General features: G+C 33.0%; 11 protein-coding genes. 8 read left to right on the forward strand and 3 right to left on the reverse strand.

The annotated features are described in order from the left end of the window. Positions 1 to 6 precede the first annotated feature (6 nt). Complete coding sequence (locus SHI72_RS07400; protein WP_323489577.1) at positions 7 to 3,120, reverse strand: efflux RND transporter permease subunit; 3,114 nt, start codon at positions 3,118 to 3,120, stop codon at positions 7 to 9. A gap of 33 nt (positions 3,121 to 3,153) precedes the next feature. Continuing rightward, complete coding sequence (locus SHI72_RS07405) at positions 3,154 to 4,260, reverse strand: efflux RND transporter periplasmic adaptor subunit (protein ID WP_086893811.1); 1,107 nt, start codon at positions 4,258 to 4,260, stop codon at positions 3,154 to 3,156. A gap of 998 nt (positions 4,261 to 5,258) precedes the next feature. Between SHI72_RS07405 and SHI72_RS07410 the strand changes: the two genes are divergently transcribed. From SHI72_RS07410 to SHI72_RS07430, 5 genes are all read left to right on the forward strand, one after another. After that, on the forward strand, positions 5,259 to 6,917 hold the full coding sequence (locus tag SHI72_RS07410) for a hypothetical protein (RefSeq protein ID WP_039117376.1): 1,659 nt from the start codon (positions 5,259 to 5,261) through the stop codon (positions 6,915 to 6,917). 358 nt (positions 6,918 to 7,275) lie between these two features. After that, positions 7,276 to 8,772, forward strand: coding sequence for a ferritin-like domain-containing protein (locus tag SHI72_RS07415; protein ID WP_039112071.1), 1,497 nt, complete (start codon positions 7,276 to 7,278; stop codon positions 8,770 to 8,772). 45 nt (positions 8,773 to 8,817) lie between these two features. Beyond that, complete coding sequence (locus SHI72_RS07420) at positions 8,818 to 11,124, forward strand: hypothetical protein (protein WP_323489578.1); 2,307 nt, start codon at positions 8,818 to 8,820, stop codon at positions 11,122 to 11,124. Beyond that, on the forward strand, positions 11,121 to 12,506 hold the full coding sequence (locus tag SHI72_RS07425) for a radical SAM/SPASM domain-containing protein (RefSeq protein WP_323489579.1): 1,386 nt from the start codon (positions 11,121 to 11,123) through the stop codon (positions 12,504 to 12,506). The genes SHI72_RS07420 and SHI72_RS07425 overlap by 4 nt, the downstream gene beginning before the upstream one ends. A gap of 6 nt (positions 12,507 to 12,512) precedes the next feature. Beyond that, positions 12,513 to 14,006: an NAD(P)/FAD-dependent oxidoreductase gene (locus SHI72_RS07430; protein ID WP_323489580.1), complete on the forward strand. Its 1,494-nt coding sequence runs from the start codon at positions 12,513 to 12,515 to the stop codon at positions 14,004 to 14,006. A 107-nt stretch (positions 14,007 to 14,113) separates the two neighbouring features. Here SHI72_RS07430 and SHI72_RS07435 read toward each other — a convergent pair whose 3' ends face one another. Then, positions 14,114 to 15,184, reverse strand: a complete 1,071-nt coding sequence (locus SHI72_RS07435) for a hypothetical protein (protein ID WP_323489581.1) — start codon at positions 15,182 to 15,184, stop codon at positions 14,114 to 14,116. Positions 15,185 to 15,661: 477 nt separating this feature from the next. Here SHI72_RS07435 and SHI72_RS07440 point away from each other — a divergent pair, with 477 nt between their 5' ends. From SHI72_RS07440 to SHI72_RS07450, 3 genes are all read left to right on the forward strand, one after another. Beyond that, positions 15,662 to 16,150, forward strand: coding sequence for a MarR family winged helix-turn-helix transcriptional regulator (locus SHI72_RS07440; RefSeq protein ID WP_323489582.1), 489 nt, complete (start codon positions 15,662 to 15,664; stop codon positions 16,148 to 16,150). After that, a complete protein-coding gene (locus tag SHI72_RS07445; RefSeq protein WP_323489583.1) occupies positions 16,150 to 17,025 on the forward strand; it encodes a DMT family transporter in 876 nt (291 codons plus the stop codon). Before SHI72_RS07440 ends, SHI72_RS07445 begins: the two co-directional genes overlap by 1 nt. A 214-nt stretch (positions 17,026 to 17,239) precedes the next feature. Beyond that, positions 17,240 to 19,261 carry a site-specific recombinase gene (locus tag SHI72_RS07450; protein ID WP_240474670.1) on the forward strand — a complete coding sequence of 674 codons (2,022 nt, stop codon included), beginning with the start codon at positions 17,240 to 17,242 and terminating at the stop codon, positions 19,259 to 19,261. Positions 19,262 to 19,302 lie beyond the last annotated feature (41 nt).

Genomic DNA, 19,302 nt, shown 5'->3' on the forward strand with positions numbered 1-19,302 from the left:
TTAAATTTATTTTTTCGAAGCTTTTTCAAGTTTTGCGAATAGTATATAAAGACCAGGAATGATTAAAAGACCAAAAACAGTCCCGATAAACATTCCTCCAGCTGCCGCAGTACCAATAGAACGGTTACCAATTGCACCCGCACCAGAAGCAACACATAAAGGTATAAGTCCGGCAATAAAGGCAAATGATGTCATTAAGATAGGTCTAAAACGAAGTCTGGCACCTTCTATAGCAGCTTCAGTTATACCTTGTCCTAGTTTGTTTTGAGCCATCGCAAACTCTACAATCAAGATGGCATTTTTGGCCAGTAGTCCTATAAGCATTACCAAGGCAACCTGGGCATAAATATTATTGTCTAACCCCACAGCGAGAAGTGCAAGATAAGAACCAAAAACACCTACAGGAAGCGATAATAGTACAGGGAAGGGTAGTAGTAAACTCTCGTATTGTGCAGCAAGTAATAAGTATACAAACAATAAACACAGGGCAAAAATGTATATCGTTTGGTTTCCTGAAAGAATTTCTTCTCGAGTCATTCCTGACCATTCCAGTTCAAATTTACCCGGAAGTTTCTCGGCTGCAATTTTCTCTACGGCTGCAATAGCTTCTCCAGAACTAAAGCCCGGAGCAGGCTCGCCATTAATCATAGCCGACATATACATATTATAACGTGTAAGAACTTCTGGTCCATACACACGCTCTAATTTTACGAATGTAGAAAACGGAACCATTTCGCCTGCATCATTTTTAAGATACATATCAAGTATACTTTCAGGATTTTTTCGGAATTGTGGACTTGCTTGTACCATTACTTTATACATCTGAGAAAAACGAATAAAGTTTGTTGCGTAAAATGACCCCAACATGGTTTGCAAAGTCGACATAGCATTATCTACAGAAACTCCTTTTTTGGCAGCAAGATCATAATCAATATGTATCATATATTGAGGGAAAGTAGCATCAAAACTTGTAAATGAATTTTGTATTTCGGGCGTGGCATTTAATTCCTTTATAAAGTTTTTAGTAACTTCATCTGTGTTACTAATCGGACCTCCAGTTTTATCTAGTAAACGGAGTTCGAAACCACTTGTATTACCAAATCCAGGAACTGTAGGCGGAGCAAAAACTTCAATTTGTGCATCCGAAATACCTTTAGTTTTCTCCGTTAATTTTGCAATAAAATCGTTTACAGATATATCTCGATTACTCCAATCTTTTAGGTTAATCATTCCCATACCGTAAGATGCACCAGCGATTTCGGTAACAATACTATAACCTGCAAGTGTAGTAACATTATCTACACCTTCTATTCCTTTTGCAATACGAGTTACTTCGTCAAGCACTTTTTCTGTACGTTCTACAGTAGCACCTTGTGGTGTAGTTACACTTACATATACCATTCCCTGATCCTCAGAAGGTATAAATCCTGAAGGTAAAAGAGCAGATGTACCCCAAGTAAGAATACAAAACAAAACCAAAATTCCTATGGTAACAGAGCTACGATCTGCAAGTTTAGAAAGTACTCTGATATATTTTGAAGTAATTTTGTCAAACCATTTATTAAATCGATAAAAGAAACGATCTAGCAATGATGTTTTCTCTTTGTTAGGATCATGTCGCCTAAGCATTATAGCACATAGAGCAGGAGTTAGCGTAAGCGCATTTATACCCGAAATTACAATACTAATGGCCATTGTAAGCGAGAATTGCCTATAGAAAACTCCAACTGGTCCGCTAAGGAAAGCTACAGGAATAAATACGGCAGCCATTACAATAGTAATTGCAATAATGGCACCAGTGATTTCTTTCATCGCACTTATCGTGGCGGGTAATGGATCCATGTGTTCTTCCGTGATTTTAACGTGTACGGCTTCGACGACGACAATGGCATTATCGACGACAATTCCTATCGATAGTACTAAAGCAAAAAGAGTAAGAAGGTTTATTGAGAAACCCATCATCGACATAAAAGTAAATGAACCAATAAGAGCTACAGGTACTGCCAATACAGGAATAAGTGTAGAACGCCAGTCTTGAAGGAATATAAAAACTACAAAGGCTACAAGAAGAAAAGCTTCTACAAGAGTTACTAAAACTTCGTCTATAGATGCATCAAGAAAACGAGATACATCATAAGCAATATTATAATTCATTCCCGGAGGAAAAGAACTTCCTTTTAGTTCTGCCATTTTTGCTTTTACGCTGGCAATTACCTCAGATGCGTTAGAACCTGGTCTTTGCTTAAGCATAATCGAAGCCGAAGGTTTTCCGTCAGTCTTAGAAACCATTCCGTAGCTCATAGATCCCAATTCTATTTTTGAGATATCTTTCAGTTTTAAGATAGTACCATCAGAATTGGCTCTTAGCGGTATTTCTTCATACTGTTTAGGCTCATAGAATTTTCCTCCGTATTTTATAACATACTGAACGTGACTGTCCAGTTGTCCTGATCCTTCACCAACTTTACCCGGAGCAGCAGATATATTTTGCTTTTGCAATGAGTTTATAACTTCGTTTGCCGAAATATTATAAGACAGCATCTTTTGCGGATCAAGCCATACTCGCATCGAATATTCTTTCTGCCCCATAATTTCAGCACGTCCAACACCATCAATACGCTTTAATTCCTGAAGAATATTAATATCCGTAAAATTGAAGATAAACTGTTCGTCCTGAATCTTATCTGTACTAGTAACATTCAGGTACATCAACATACTGTTAACTTCCTTCTCGGTAGTTACTCCGGCACGTATAACCTCTTCGGGAAGTTCATCCAGAATTGTGGTAACCCTATTTTGTACGTTTACCGCGGCCAGATCGGGATCGGTTCCTACTTCAAAAAATACTTGAATCAGCGTTAAACCATCATTTGATGTAACTGTAGACATATAAGTCATTCCCGGCACACCATTTATGGCTCGTTCCAAAGGAAGCGCAACTGCATTGGCAGAAACCTCGGCATTGGCACCAGTATATTTAGCAGTCACTGTTACCGATGGCGGAACTATATCTGGAAATTGTGTTATAGGTAGCTGGAATAAAGCTAATATTCCGAGCAAAACTATCATAACCGAAATGATTAATGATAATATTTTTCTTTTGATAAACATCTCTATCATTTTATATCTTTTTAATTGTAATTAAGTGATTGATTACAAGCTTGCGCTTTGCATTTGTTTTATATTGATTTTATCTCCGTCTCTCAGTGATTGAGTACCTTCTTGTACGATAAGATCATTCTTTTTCAACCCTTTATTTAAGATATATACATCATCTAGAGTGCTAGCAATGGTAATATTGGTCATTTTTACGATACCCTCTTTGTTTACAACAAATACAAATTGTTTATCCTGAATAGAGAAAACTGCTTTATGAGGAATTAGCATAACATTGGTTCTTGGCTCAGAAATAATCAATTTTCCTGATGTTCCATGTTTTATAAAACCTTGCGGATTATTAAATTTAGCTTTGTATTGGATAGAGCCCGTTTGCCTGTCAATCTCTCCATCGGCAGTTTTAAGTTCACCTTGTTGGTCATATACCATTCCGTTTGGTAATACCAGTTTTATATCCCCTTTTGTATTCAGGCTTTTATCTGCCATCATCTGGAAATAAATATTCTCTGGTATAGAGAAATAAGCATATACATCATCTAACTGAGAAAGTGTAGTTAGGAGCGAACCATTTTCTACAAGACTTCCTTCCTTAAACGGAATACGATCTATTGTACCATCAAATGGAGCTCTTAATGTGGTAAAACTTATTTGCTGATTAATCGATTTTTTCTCAGCAGCAGCATGGGCAACTTTGGCTGTAGCCGCATCATGTTTTGCCTTAGATAATTCTAATTCCTGATTTGCAATTACCTTTTTATTAAAAAGAGTTTGTGCTTGCTCAAGCTCCACATTTGCCATTCTTAGGTCGGCCAACATACTTTTGTAAACAGCATCTGCCTTTATAAGTTGTATTTGTAATTCGGCATCGCTAATCTTAAAAAGGATTTGTCCTTTTTTTACCTTTTGTCCTTCACTAACATACACTTTATCTAATAATCCTGGTATACGTACATGGATTTCAACATTATTTTTGGCGTGAACATCTGCAACAAATCGGTTAGAAACTACAGTGTCTCTTAAAGTTATCTTGTAAACTGGTAGTGTTTTTATATTGGCAGAGTCTTTTTGGGCTTTATCTCCGCAAGAGGTTAAAAATAGTAACGATAAACCGTACAATAGGAATTGTTTTTTACTAATAATCATGATTAATTTTTAAGGTATTATATAAATATGTTGCCTCCCAAATAATATTTATAGGGAGTTGCAAATGAGAAAATATTGAATATGGAAGTGTATCGTATATTCCCTGCTGAGAGAATACCGTTCGTTAAGAATTATTTTTATAAGTTATAACCCCTTTATAATAATGAAAAACATTATTACAAAAGAGACTTCATATAAAAATACACAATCTTAAAATCTAGAAAAGTTGATATAAGTGTAGGTGAGTATGTCGCTGATTTTCATATATAGTAGCGATACTATAAATAACATTGTCCTTTAAAACCTTAAAGTGAACTAACTGGGTGTAGTAATCTTTTTTTAAGGCACTTGATTCAGAACTTACAATGCGATTTTTTATCTTTTTGATTATAAAATGCACGTCCAAATCATTAGACATTGATAGAGTAGAAGATACAGTCTCTAAAATATGTTCTTGTCCATTATAATTATCTAGTTCAAAAGAGTATTTGTAAAATTCCGTGCTACCTAAAAGGGAAAGCAAGAATAATAAAATAACAGATATAAACTTAATATGTTTCATAGGTAAATAGGCAGATACTTTTCTTTTTTAGTATCTAAATAAATAGTCTTATAAGTGATAAGCCGCCAAATATAATACTTTGCAAAATTAATGTTTATTAAATTTTCTTTAAAAAAACATGATTTAAAAGTTATCAATAGTTAATTAACTAATTCATAGCATTTTTAGAATTCCTTTAATTTAGATAGATCATAAAATTTTGTAGTCTTATTTCCCGATAGTGAAACTTTTGAGTTACTATTTATCAGAATTTCAGATTTTGAATTAGAAATAATAGCAAATAAATCTATCGTTTTTGGGTAACATAATATGTGTTTATGATAATATATTGTTGAGTAAAATATTTAAAAGCAAAGATATTTACTTCAAATAAATCTGAGTAATAGAGTAGAGTCATTGGTCATAAAACAGTTAAAATTATACGCTTTTAATATTTATGTTTAGAAAAAGAACGATTCAAATTAAATTTATAAAACATTGTTTTTCAGCATCTTGTTTCCTATTACTAATTGGGTGCAAAACAATTAATCAAGATGTTATTAAACATAATTATATAACTGGAGAAAGAAACTACGGAGATTTGTTTTACAATGATTCACTCGATGTTTCAATTGATATCTTAGGAAATGTAACTTATGAAGATCTTTCGAAAGAGAAGAAAAACAACTTAAAAAAGAAAATTGGAGATTTTAAAGATGTTTCTATAGCTAATTTAATCCTTAGTTATAAAACAGATCAAAATGTAGAAACATCATATTTTTTTGAAAAAGTTGAAAATCCTATTGATACAATTGCTCATGAAAAACTTGTAGAAAATGACAGCATCAATGGAGTTGTTATTTTTGAAAAACAAAAAGGAACAAAGAAAATTATTTGCATTACACGTATGTTGGATCGTGCTAATAATTTGGAAAAGGCTACTGAAAATATAAAAACAGTTAATCTTGATAATACCAATTTGGATAAACTGTCCTTTATGAAACTGTACAATTATTATACAGTCGAGCCTCATAAAAATTTCCTTCAAGGAAGAGAGAAAATAAAGGAAGCTCCCATAAAAGATCCTAAGAAAATAATGCTCAAAGAACCATTGTATTTTACAATTAACTCTTTTATGGGCAATAATAAAGAATATGATTTACTCATTAAAGATTATGAAAATAAAAAAGATGATTTTAATGCTACAGTTCTAAATTCTTTATCAGAAGAGGAAGTTAAAACCAATGAAGATGTTTTGACTACAATTGCCGACTTAGCCAATAATAATCAGATAATCATGCTTAACGAGAATCATTTTTATCCTAAACATCGATTATTTGCTATGTCATTATTAGATATTTTAAAACAAAAAGGATTCACAACTATCTCTATGGAAACATTTGTGCTAAATGAAGATAATAACACAACTGTAGTCCCAAATTCTAAAAATGGATTCTATATTAAAGATCCTTATTTTGGTCATTTTGTAAGAAAAGCAAATGCTTTAGGATTTAATCTTTTAGGACATGAAAATCAAGATCGAAACGTTCCAAGAGAAATAGGGCAAGCCAAAAATATCATGAAAATATTAGAGAAAAATCCAAAAGAAAAAATTTTCATTTATGTTGGTCATGGTCACTTGGAAGAGGACGGAGAAAGTCGTGTTATGGGAAGTTATTTAAAAGAATATTCAAACATTGATCCGATTACAATTAATCAGGAAACAGTTATTGGTAACACGAAGGAAAAATTAGTTTTGCTTCCTAAATCCATATTTGTAAATGATACTTTAATGAAATCAAGTGCGGATTATTTTTTAATAAATAATCTTGAAGCAAACCTAAAATCAGTTTACCCGAATGACGTTTTTAAGAAGGTTGTTTTAAAAAATGAAAAACTCAATGCTTTTAAAAATGAAGAATTACTAGTTGAAGTTTTTCTGTTTGATGAATATAACAAAACTAAAAATGCAGATTTATTAATCCCAATAGAATCAATCTTAATTATCCCTAAAGGCGATAAAATTGAAATCAATTTACCTATTGGAAAGTACTACATTACAGTAAAATCAGCAAATAATGATAGATTTGAATTTCATGACATCGAAGTTAAATAGCTCTCATTAGTATTTCCTCGAAAATTACAATAAAAAACCAGAATTGATTTAGGAAATCAATTCTGGTTTTTTTATGCTGTATCACGCCATAATACTTAGATAATAATCTTATTAAAAAAATGTCATAACAATGAAAAACAGGTATTTATACTGGGCAAATTTATTAATTAAAAACTTAGCTTAGATTCTTCTAATACCAACTAAAAACCAATACACTAGACAGTTATAACAGAATGAGTTTAGGTTATTAAATTATCATTTGAATTAAAAGGCTAAAATCCAGTAATGATTAGCATTTATAATTGAGTTGGTAGTAAGTACGATATAATTAAATAGAAATTTAACTAAACAATATATTATGAATTACAATCCGAAAAGAGACCATTTTATTTCCCCAATATTAGAATGGGCAAAAGCCAATAATAAACCGACGGAGAACGCCGCAAACAAAATGTTTATGGCAACAGATAGTCTTACCGACACTTATGAAAATCTAGAAAAAGCAAAACGTTTTAAGGTACCATCAGAATTTAATGGAAAAGATTACATTACTATGTTACTACAGATAGATGCCGAAATAGAGCAAGGACTTATGTTACAGTATCTTTACTCTGCTTACAGTATAGGTGGACCTCAAATTCCAGAAAAATATCAAGAAAAAGTACATACTTGGCAAAATATAATTTTAGGTATTGCCAAAGAAGAAATGGGACATTTTATCTCGGTACAAAATGTATTAAAAGTGATTGGAGCTCCCTTAAATTTTGGAAGAGAAAGTTATCCTTGGGATAGTCCTTTTTATCCTTTTCCTTTTACTTTAGAAAAATTTTCTCTTAAATCCCTTGCTAAATATGTTTATGCCGAAGCTTCTTCGGATTGGTTGGATGGTGATGATCCTTTGGCTGCCGAAATTAAGAAATCCGTACAAACAACTGTAGATGATCCGCATACCGTTGGAGCATTGTTTATAGTATTGCTTCAATTAATTAAGGATCCTGATGTAATATCCGATGAAACTTTTCAGGCTGCTACTTATAACTATCAGGCTAAGTTTGGCGAATGGGGTCGTGGATATAAGGAAGGTGACAGAGGAAGTGATGGAAAAAGCATTTATACAAAAAGTCCCGACGTATTAGTTGCAGCATTATTATCTCGTGATGACGCTTATAATGCATTAAATGAAATTGCAGAGCAGGGAGAAGGTTTAGATGTAAAAGAAGGTACACCATCTCATTTCGAAAGGTTTTTACATATCTACAGAGAGTATAAAGAATTATTAGAAGATACCAAAGGCACTTTTAATCCTTCTCGTGATGTTGCTACCAATCCTTATGTAGGCAAAAAAATCGAAGTAATAGAAGAATCAACGTTTAAAGCCTCGGCAGTAGAAGCAGAAAGTGAAAAAATTACAGATCCGCAGGCAATACTTTGGGCGAACTTGTGTGATATTCGTTATCGATTATTGCTTAATTTCTTAAATCATAGTTTTTTACTAGATGATGGTTATAATCATTCTGGGAATACTTCTCCTCGTGGTATGATTATCAATTCTTCATTTGGAGAAATGTATAATTTACGAAGTCTGGCTACTATATTGGTTCAGACTCCTATTGCTAAAAATAGCAGCAAAATGGCTGGACCACCATTTACACTCCCATATACATTTGATTTGCCTTTTGGAGAACACAATAGATGGAGATCACACAAAGACCTTCTCGAAGCATCAAATAATCTTATCGTACAGTTAAAGAACTTTAAAGACCAACCACATATTCAATATTTGAATGGATTACAAGAAGCTGATAAAAAGCTATTACAAGCAATTGTACACTTAACCCAGGAAAATCTGGTATAGTTTCAAATTAATTCAACTCAATTAAAACATTTAAAATACTACAATATGAAAATTATAGAATTACGAATTCTTCCTCCCATTGCAATTGGCAGACTAGGAGAATCAAATACACCAATGGAAGCGTATGACCTTGAATTATCTAAAGAAAAACCACTTGACTTTAGAGAAATAATACCAAAAACGACTTTAACAGTAGACCCCGTTTCAGGAGAAATTAAAGCACATGACCCTATAAATATAAAATTTAAAGAGGTAACAAGTCTGGCAGATAGAAAAGGAAAAATACGCCCAGTTTCACCTTTCCTGGAAGTGTTTGCTATAACAGATGAAAACCCTGGCGAGTTAGTGCCTCTTACTGAAGAATTGCTTGTTAAATCAGGATTAAGTCTGAAAGACATTAGTTGGGATGTAGATGTGGCTAACATAAAAATATTTAGAAGAACCACCGATGTCAATGATAAAATGACAGCAAAAATTACTAACATTACCTCGCATGAATCAAAACCATTGCTAGCCGATTGTAATAACTTTTTGCCAAATAAAAAATTACCATTAGGTTCTGTTCAGTACATAAAACCAACAAAAGAGTTTCCAGAATTAAGATTACGATATACACCTGCAGGCGGTAAAGTTTATGGTTCAAATTTAAAAAGAAAGACAGGTCCTGGTGAAACAGAAATACAAGAAGACCCAACTTTTGAAAAGAAAGAAGATTTAATAATATACGATACAAGCGAAGGTAAAGGGACATGGCGTGGTTATCAGGAAAGTGGCACTCCTAATATATTTTACACTGCTCCGGCACAAATTTTTGCTGGTTATTCCTATACCGATGAAAAACAAGTAAGTTGGCAAGTAAGCTGGGGATATATTGATGATGAATGTGATGGTTTTGTAACCGTTAAACTAAAGGTTTCGGATGAAAAAACATTAACAGCCAAAGCACATATTAGTGCAGGGCCACCATCTTTTGCTCCCGATACTTTACCAATTCGTGTAGTGTCTGATGAGCTAGAACAAATAATATTAAGTACAGATATAGATGGAGAAGTAAGTATAGAAGAAGCCGAAGAAATTATTCGCAGGGCTTTTGAAACTATTCGATTGATGAATACAACAATTATGAATGGGAATAGTTACGAAGGAAAACAAAATGTTGCCAGTACAATGGTACGCCAAAACACAAATGATTTTGGTCGTTTTTTTGAACCCATTATGGCAACCTCCCTTGTTGATAATCTTGCTTTGCAATTATTACACGAAAGAGTCTTTAATGGGTTAAGTTCGGGTGCTTCGCCCTGGTTTGGTGATTTATTGCGAAAACCTACAGAAATAGGTGATTTATCGAGTAAAGCACTTCGAAAAATGCCTGCATTAATGCGTGGTGCCGATGGTAGATCACTAACTTTTACCTACCGCCAAATTAATACGATAATAAAGGCTGCAACAACATCAATCTTTAAGGATAATAATCCAGATACGCTGCCAGTATCATACGGCTCCCCATTAAAAGCTACAAATTTAACCGCACAATTACATTATAGAGGAACAGGAAACCCTATTGCAGTTTTGCCAAGAACGGCGATTTCGAATTGCTTTCCCGGACTGGAATTTGATTTTAGAAATCTTTGGAGAAGAGCATTTAATGGTATTGTTCTTATTGAAAATAATAATTATGTACTAGAAGCTACCGATATAAAATTTCAAAGTTTAGTAGGACACCGATTGGTAGCTATAGAAGGAAAACCTACAATGGTACAGACATTTGGTCCCGTTTTTCCTGATGGGGACAATACTCCCTTAAAGACGGATGCAAACCCTAACGGTGTTTCGTTTATGGAATGGTCGAACTCTATGGTTCACGTTTTGCAAAAACAAGGTCAGGAAGTAATATGTCATTTTACAGCCAAACCTTCAATGGAGGAAGTTGTAGTTGATTTAAAGGAATTACATGATGTAGAAAAATATATTGCTGTAATATTAGTAGTTAATAAAGTATTTGATGGTAATAGTGCAGCATTTTCAGATACAATTTTAAAACCCGGAGAATTAACTCAAGGACTTTGCGCACCGTGGCAAAATGATTACCGTGAATGTTCTTGCTATTATTGGGCAGCCAGCAGACCTGATTTTGTAAATATTGTTCCAGATGAAAATGGCTTAAGTACAGGTGATTTATGGATGTCCAAAAAACGAACAGGCTCTTATATTCCAGATGATTGGAAAAATTCAAGATTAATTTCTTATCAAGATTTATTTGAGAATTGGCAAGGCGAACTCAACTTTATTATAAAAGGAAATGATGCAATAGAAAGCAGCAAAATAAAACCTAAATCAAACAAAACGAAATGATAGGAGTTATTGATACGTTTGCCGAACAGAAAAAAAATGCGTCGATTGCAACGAAATTGGCACAAATAATTGTCCCGCAATCAAAACCACGTTCAGCCAAAGCGCATTTGGTAAAAGGAGGACAATCGACTCAGATTTTTATCCCAAATGGAAGCCGACTTTATACTATTTCTCCAGAAGTAGAGCAAAAAATAGCTTTCCTAATGGATAAAAAAGATGATAAAGGCCTGCAAGATGAGCTAAACTTTTTGGGTCTGGATGCTCCCGAATATATTACAGACGAGCCTTTACAAAGTCCGCCATTGCATGCTTTATCATTAGCAATAGCGCAAAAATGTAATATGGGCTGTACGTATTGTTATGCCGACCAAGGTGATTTTGGAGGGCCTACAAAAAACATGTCTTTAGAAACCGCTTATAAAGCCATCGATTTATTATTAAAAGATTGCCCGGAAGGAGGCAAAGCACAACTTACTTTTTTAGGAGGAGAACCACTAATTAACAGACAAGCAATTAGAGAAGCTACTGTTTATGCTGATACAATTGCAAAAAAGAAACAAATACAAGTCAGTTATTCCATTACTACAAACGGAACTTTAGTTACAGAAAGTGATGCTGTTTTTTTTGAAGAATATGGTTTTTCAGTAACCATTAGTTTAGACGGAATAGGCAAAGATCATGACCTTAATCGCCCCATGAAAGGAGGTAAAGGAAGTTATGATAGAATCATAAAAAATATTCAGCCTTTATTGTCTTTGCAAAGAAAAATGCAGGTATCTGCAAGAGTAACAGTAACTCCCGAAAATACAAACCTTCCTGCTGTTCTGGATGAATTTATTAATATGGGTTTTCATGGTGTAGGTTTCTCGCCTTTGTTAAGATCTAGTAACGGACAAAATGAAATGAACAATGAGCAGCTAGCCATCATGTTAGAAAATATGATTGCTTGCGGACTTAATTTTGAGAAAAATGTACTGGCAGGAAAACGTTATCCTTTTTTGAATATGGTAAATGCTTTGAAGGAAATCTCTAAAGGAACACATAGACCTTATCCTTGTGGTGCAGGCGCGGGTTATATGGGCGTATCTGCAGATGAAGAATTATTTGCCTGCCATCGTTTTGTAAACGAAGACGTAGGGAAAATGGGCGACTTAAATAATGGCGTACAAGCTGACTTGCAAAATAATTGGTTAGCTTCCAGACATGTAAACACACAAGAACCATGTTCTAAATGTTGGGCTCGATATCTTTGTGGTGGTGGATGCCATCATGAAGTAATTGAAAAAGGAAGACCAGCCTGTGATTATATAAGATCATGGTTATTTTATACCATACAAGCGAATGAAAGATTATCACGATTAAAACCAAATTGGAATAATTAATTGTAAATGAAAACGGTACCTGATACTTTCGATGTATTTATTCTAGGAGCTGGTCCTGCCGGATTATGCGCTGCAATACGTTTATTAGATATGGGATATACGGTTGGAATGCTTGAACAAGAACAATTTCCGAGACCACAAATAGGGGAGTCACTTTCACCAGGAATTCACAATATTTTCGAATATTTAAATGCAGGTCATTTACTGGAAGATTCTGCGTATTTAAGCAACATTCCCGCCAAGGTGATTTGGGAAAATACAGCCGATATATACTATCGTTCTGGTCAAAATAACGAAGGGATAATTGTAGATAGAAGCAAATTGGATCAGGAGTTACTAGAATTTGCTATTGCAAAAGGATTACATTCCATACAACCCGCAAAATTAAAGCAATCCATAAATACAGAAAACGGATTCATATTAGAAATCATAGCCGATTCGGTTGAAATTAAAGTTAATTCGAAGATAGTACTAGATGCACGAGGTCGCAAAGGGACACTTTTAAGCGAGAGAGTTCCCATTGCACCTTCGGCTATTGCAGTATGGACACATATAGATAATAACTCAATTACGAAAGAAGCATTAATCGAAGCGGTTGATGATGGCTGGTTATGGGGATCTCCAGTTGCGGGAAATCGCTATCGCATTATGTGCTTTACAGATCCAATTACATTAAAAAATAATAGCGATTTGCATCTTTTAGATTTAATGAATAAGACCGAATTATTTTCTCCATTAGCAAACAAAGCAAGAAACGGTCATATAGAAACTTGTTCTGTTACCTCGTTTGTTAATCAAAACCCCTGGAATAAGCAGTTTGTAAAAATTGGAGAAGCTGCTTTTACATTAGATCCACTTTCTTCAACAGGGGTAGAAAAAGCAATGCGCTTTTCATTGCAAGTTGCGATTGCAATAAATACCTATTTAAAAAATCCCGATTCTCAGCATCCAAAGAATTTTTATGAAGAAAAGTTAATAGAATCGGTTGTTAATCATACACATTGGACAGCCGATTATTATCGTAAAGCATGGGCTTACTCAGAAAAAAAAGAGTTTTGGATGAAAAGAGCCAACTTTCAACTTGATATTTCTAAAAACCAAACCAATTTTGCCCTCAAATTAGAAAAGGAGTATAATCAAGATCATCCAATATTTGAAAAAAAACAAGTAGAACCAATTCCTGTTGATTTGTTTTTATTTTCACTTTGGAATAAGGAAATTAATATTTCTACCGATGTTACATTTAAAGATGTTTATGCAATTAATAATGATCGTATAATAATAAAACAAGCCCTAATACATCCTAATTTAGAGCGGCCTACAGTTTATCTTGATCAAGTCGAATTATTTCCCTTTTACAAAAGTATGAATGGAAAAGTAGTTTCAAATGTTATAGCTGATTTAAATAAATTTATGGAAATAGAAAAATCTAAAAAAATATTAGTTTTTCTTTTATCAAATCAGCTACTTGTTGTTGACAAAAAATATGCAAATGTTTAAATCGTTATTTCGTGCTTTTTGACAAATCTTAAACGAATTTTAAATTTCGTAAAGATTAATCTTTTGTATAGTTATAAATAAACTATTTTGATGCATCTCCTAAATTTCTAAAGCAGTATAACAACAATTAAAATTAAGAGTACCATAATAATAGCTAGTGCAATTTTTGTTGCACTATATGGTCTTTTGCCTATCATTTTACCATTTCTTCCATTTACATAAAAATGGTAAATTTTGCCATCATAATGATAAGAACTAACATAAACTGGTAGTAAAATATGTTTAAAATGTATGTTACTATATTGTGTGTTAACAGAATTTATACGCTGATCATCTCCACCAATGTCATTATATATCTTTTTTGTAATGTTGTTATCAATGAGACCTTTTATAGATTGAAAACTTTCTTTTAATTTAATCTTATATTTTTCAGTTACAAAACCACTCAAATACTGGTCATTAACTTTCACCAAAGCATTTACATCCCAAGGCCCCAATTGTGCCAATGAACTTGGATCAATACTTCCTGATGCTGGAACCATGATATCATCAAAAAATATTGAAACATTGCCTGCTGTGTCATACCAACGGGTTTTAATTTGAGTTCTTTCATTATCACCACTACCAGTTGTAACTTTATAATTTTCTCCTCTTTCTCCCGTATACATAGTGTGAGTATTGACATCAAAAGTCCAATAAGGAACATAAATACCTCGTAATCCTATTGGAGAGAGAGCCGCCTTTTTTAAATTATTTGGAGCCCACCAAAGACCATCTATCCAACTCGAAAGTAAGTTATAAACTTTTGGAGTGTCTAAATTAAAAGGCAGTAAATAACTAGGTTTTATAACTCGTTCTTCTCGAATATCTTCCTCAACCAAAGGAGTACTACAATAAGGGCAATGAAAAGATTTTATGCTTTCATTGATAGAAGATGTAGCTCCGCAACTTTTACATTGAATCATTTTCTCTAATCCAAGACTTTCTGATTCAGATTTTTCTAGATAATCATTAAAATCTAGTTCTTCAATTATTGTTTTTTCCTGAGGAATTTCATTTTTAGTATTGCAGTGGTCGCAAACTAAAGTTGTAGTGCCAGGTTTATATTTAAGTTCGCCTCCACAATTAGAACAAGCAAAAACATTAAATTCTTTTTCTTTTAGCTCAATAGATTCCATTAGTTTTTTCTTGTAAGTTATCCAGTTTTTGTCATGTAAGCAATTTGTATTTCACTAAATGTTATACACTTAAAATTATAATACGCTCTAAGAGCCATTATTGAGATTCTTAGTTTTACCGCTATTGATTTTGGAAATTTTCTTTCTTATTTTTTTAAGTTTTATGCATAACTTATTTACAATCATCTGAATTTTAAATAAATAATTTAAAATAATATAAATTTTATATTGTTTTAAAGATACACGTTTTCTTACAGTACAAAATTAAACAATAAGTAAAATTAATTATTTGGAGTGTCATCATCCTTTTAATAAATTACCAATAATCGGGAAAATCCCAACTGTTTTTTATGTAACTAAATTCTCTTCATTAAACACATTTCGTAATCATACTTTATTTAAATTATCCTCTTTTTTCACAAACAACGTAACTAGTTACGTATTTTTTTTATATTTGCGTAACTAGTTACGTAATTTATGATACAGAACGATTTTTTAATAGAATTACAGTTGGTGGGACTTACCAGCCGATTAAAGCGCCTTACAGATAATATTCTTTATAGTACTAAAGACTTTTATAAAGCTGTTGGAGTAGATATTGAGCCAAATTGGCATCTTATATTCTTGCTTTTAAAAAAACATGAAGAACTCACAGTAACCGAAATATCAGAGCGTTTGCAAATGTCACATCCTGCAATTGTTAAGATTATCAGGAACATGAAAGCAAAAGAGTATATAGAAACCAAAACTGATACTACCGATTCACGGAAACAACTGCTATATCTTACAGAAAAAGCAAAGTTAGCCTTGCCTCAATTAGAAAAATGTTGGGAAGCTTGTATTCTTACCATGAACGAATTACTAGATGGAAATGAACTTTTCTTAAAAAATCTAGAACTGATTGAGGAAAAAATCGGAAAGAAAAGCTACAAAGAGAGAACTTTAAATAATTTAAAAAAAATATAATGTTTAGATACGTTTTAATGGTACTTGTGGGCGCTGCAAGTTTTGGTATTCTTTCTTCGTTTGTAAAACTTGCTTATCAGCAAGGATATACAACTCCTGAAATATCTTTTATCCAAGCTCTTTTAGGAGCAATTGTGCTATGGTCTATTGTTTTTTTTACAAATAAGGAGCGTCGAAAACCTAAAGAAATAGGATGGCTTTTAATTACAGGAGCGGCAATTGGTATTACAACTTTTCTTTATTATTTATCGGTAAAATTCATTCCTGCATCTATTGCAATTGTACTACTTATGCAATTTACATGGATTGGTATTTTGCTAGAATGGCTTTTGTACGGTAAGAAACCGCTTAAAATGGAATTAATAGTAACTGGAGTTGTTATTTTTGGGACGATTTTGGCAAGTGGAATAAAATTTAATGAAGGGAGCTCTTTATCATTAAAAGGTATTGGATTTGTGCTGTTGGCTTCCCTTATTTACTCTATTTATATTATACTTAATAGCAAGACTGGAAAGGAAGGAAACTGGCAAAACAGAAGTGCATGGATTATGACAGGTTCTGCGCTTTGTATTTTAATAGTAAACTTTCAGCCTATCGTTTTCTCTAATCATTTTGATTTTCATTTATTAAAATGGGGACTTTTCCTTTCTGTATTCGGAACCATATTACCGCCAGCTTTGTTTGCTGTAGGTATTCCTAAAGTAGGAGTGACAACAAGCGGCCTTTTAATGACTGTTGAGTTGCCAGTAGCTGTTCTTACTGCTAGTTTGGTGTTAGGAGAAAATATAACTTTTGTCCAGATCATTGGAATTATAATTATGATAGCAGCAATTATAGCCATGAATCTAAAAAAGGCAAAAAGCACTTCTGTTTGACATTTTTTCCCCTTCAAAAGTAAAATCAGAAATTAGAAATGAATTAAAATTCTGTCTAAATAAACTATCGCGAGAATACTTTAAGAGAAAATTAAAATGACTATAATTCTTATACAGTATATTGCAAACTCAAACAAGCTCACTTTTTGTACCCGATATAAAAAGATTTGCTATAATAAATTTGATTAGAATGAAATTGAGGAGAAAACCAAAAATGACATTAAAATACTATTTTGAAAAAAACTTTAATAATGCCCAGTTATGGGAATTTAATAGCGAAAATGTAGAATTACTGGTAGAACTGGTGAATTTAATTCGCCCGAAAAACCCAAAAACTGTTACTGCTGTTGATTTATCGGAGCTAATTAGTCTACTTAAGGAGAATGAAAATTATCGTAACGGACTGATGGTTTGCGTTAATGCCCATTTAGAAAAGAAAAAGTTTAATAAAATCCTTTCTGATGCAGGTATTCTTCAAGATGCCAATTTCTTTTTTGAAGTTCGCAAAAGGATTTTCGCTAAATTAATTCCCGAGCAACCTGAAAAGGACACATTACAATTTATTTTAAATCAAATATTCTTTGTTAATACTGACCCGATATGGATTAAAAAAATACCTCAAGAACAAATCCTAGAGCTATTTTATTTGCTTAAATTTCATTCTATTTATGGATTCACTGACGAAAACTCTTCGTTTAATGAGTTAATTTTTGCAATGGAAGTAATTACTTATCGCATTTGTGGGTCTGCCATGGAGACTGATGTAATACAAATGGTGCCAGAATATGAAAATCTCGAAAGCCCGTTTATTGCTTTTCAGCGAGAATTGTTATTAATGAATGAGAAACTAATTGATTCTCCTGAGAATGCTATCAATGAAGATGATTTAGGTTACAAACAATTAATTATTCTGCACAAGCAATGTGTAGATTATATAGAAACCGCTTTTAAAAACAGTAATAAATTTGGTATTTCATTACACGTAAATCAAAGTCTTTTACGAATTCGTCAACAACTTCAGCGACTTAAATCGCTATTACCGCTTTTGATACAAGGCAATCAAGAAGATGCTAAAAGAAATACAATTTCTCTAGCATATAAACTGATTAAATACAATTGTGATAAAAATAATATCCAGAAATTAGTTAATGAGAGTACTCAGCTTTTATCTTATGAAATAACCCAACATACTGCCAATACTGGAGAACATTATATTACAAACAGTCGTAAGGAGTATTATAAAATGTTTTATTCTGCTGCTGGTGGAGGTTTTATCGTAGGAATACTGTGTATCATCAAACTGTTATTGGGTAAAGTAGAAGCAAGCGGATTTGGACATGTCTTTTTATACAGCATGAACTATTCTATCGGATTTATAATCATTTATATTCTTGGGTTTACGCTTGCAACAAAACAGCCTGCAATGACCGCTTCTGCACTGGTAAGGGCTTTACAAGAAGGCTTTAAGCAAAAAACACAGGACAAAAAAGACTATAAGTATAAAGAATTTGCAATATTTTTTGCTCGTGTATTCCGCTCACAGTTTATCGCTTTTGTAGGGAACGTTATTATAGCTTTTCCAGTTTCATTACTCGGAATCTGGCTTATTGACCAAACCTTTCATTATAATATAGCTAAGGAAAAATGGCCAACTTTAATGCAAGATCTAAATCCGATTTATTCTGCAGCAATTTTTCATGCTGCCATAGCAGGAGTTTTTCTGTTCTTGTCAGGAATTATTGCGGGTAGTATCGCCAATCGTGACAAACACAATCATATATACTATCGTATTCAGGAACATCCATTATTAAAATTGAGTTTAGGTAAAAAATGGACTAAGAAATTAGCCTCTTTATATGAAAAAAAATGGGCAGGTATTATTTCTAATTTCTGGTTTGGTGTTTTTATGGGAAGTACCGCTTTTATTGGGATATTCTTCGGATTAAATATAGATATCAGGCACATTACTTTTGCAAGTGGAAACTTTGCGTTGGCTTTATACGGAACCGACTTTTATGTTACCCAATGGATGTTTATCTGGTCTGTTTTAGGTATCGGAATCATCGGTTTGGTCAATTTCATGGTTAGTTTCAGCTTATCGCTTGGACTTGCATTTCGTTCTCGAAACATTCCGCTTTCAGAACTAAGACAAGTGGCAAGAGCAATCTTCAGGTACTTTTTAAGTAAACCTATGCATTTCTTTTTCCCACCAAAAAACAGCAGTATTTCACAATAGCTATTTACAAAACTCATTATTTCTTAAGTAATAAAAAAGGT

Origin of the sequence: Flavobacterium sp. PL02 (genome assembly GCF_035013205.1) — a bacterium.
In the GTDB taxonomy this organism is placed as follows: Bacteria; Bacteroidota; Bacteroidia; order Flavobacteriales; family Flavobacteriaceae; genus Flavobacterium.

What these genes read in the sequence shown, in the direction of transcription:
- SHI72_RS07410 (WP_039117376.1), top strand. Translation starts at nt 5,259, where the DNA reads ATGTTTAGAAAAAGAACGATTCAAATTAAATTTATAAAACATTGTTTT.
- SHI72_RS07430 (WP_323489580.1), top strand. Translation starts at nt 12,513, where the DNA reads ATGAAAACGGTACCTGATACTTTCGATGTATTTATTCTAGGAGCTGGT.
- SHI72_RS07435 (WP_323489581.1), bottom strand. Translation starts at nt 15,184, where the DNA reads ATGGAATCTATTGAGCTAAAAGAAAAAGAATTTAATGTTTTTGCTTGT.
- SHI72_RS07405 (WP_086893811.1), bottom strand. Translation starts at nt 4,260, where the DNA reads ATGATTATTAGTAAAAAACAATTCCTATTGTACGGTTTATCGTTACTA.
- SHI72_RS07450 (WP_240474670.1), top strand. Translation starts at nt 17,240, where the DNA reads ATGACATTAAAATACTATTTTGAAAAAAACTTTAATAATGCCCAGTTA.
- SHI72_RS07415 (WP_039112071.1), top strand. Translation starts at nt 7,276, where the DNA reads ATGAATTACAATCCGAAAAGAGACCATTTTATTTCCCCAATATTAGAA.
- SHI72_RS07425 (WP_323489579.1), top strand. Translation starts at nt 11,121, where the DNA reads ATGATAGGAGTTATTGATACGTTTGCCGAACAGAAAAAAAATGCGTCG.
- SHI72_RS07440 (WP_323489582.1), top strand. Translation starts at nt 15,662, where the DNA reads ATGATACAGAACGATTTTTTAATAGAATTACAGTTGGTGGGACTTACC.
- SHI72_RS07420 (WP_323489578.1), top strand. Translation starts at nt 8,818, where the DNA reads ATGAAAATTATAGAATTACGAATTCTTCCTCCCATTGCAATTGGCAGA.
- SHI72_RS07445 (WP_323489583.1), top strand. Translation starts at nt 16,150, where the DNA reads ATGTTTAGATACGTTTTAATGGTACTTGTGGGCGCTGCAAGTTTTGGT.
- SHI72_RS07400 (WP_323489577.1), bottom strand. Translation starts at nt 3,120, where the DNA reads ATGATAGAGATGTTTATCAAAAGAAAAATATTATCATTAATCATTTCG.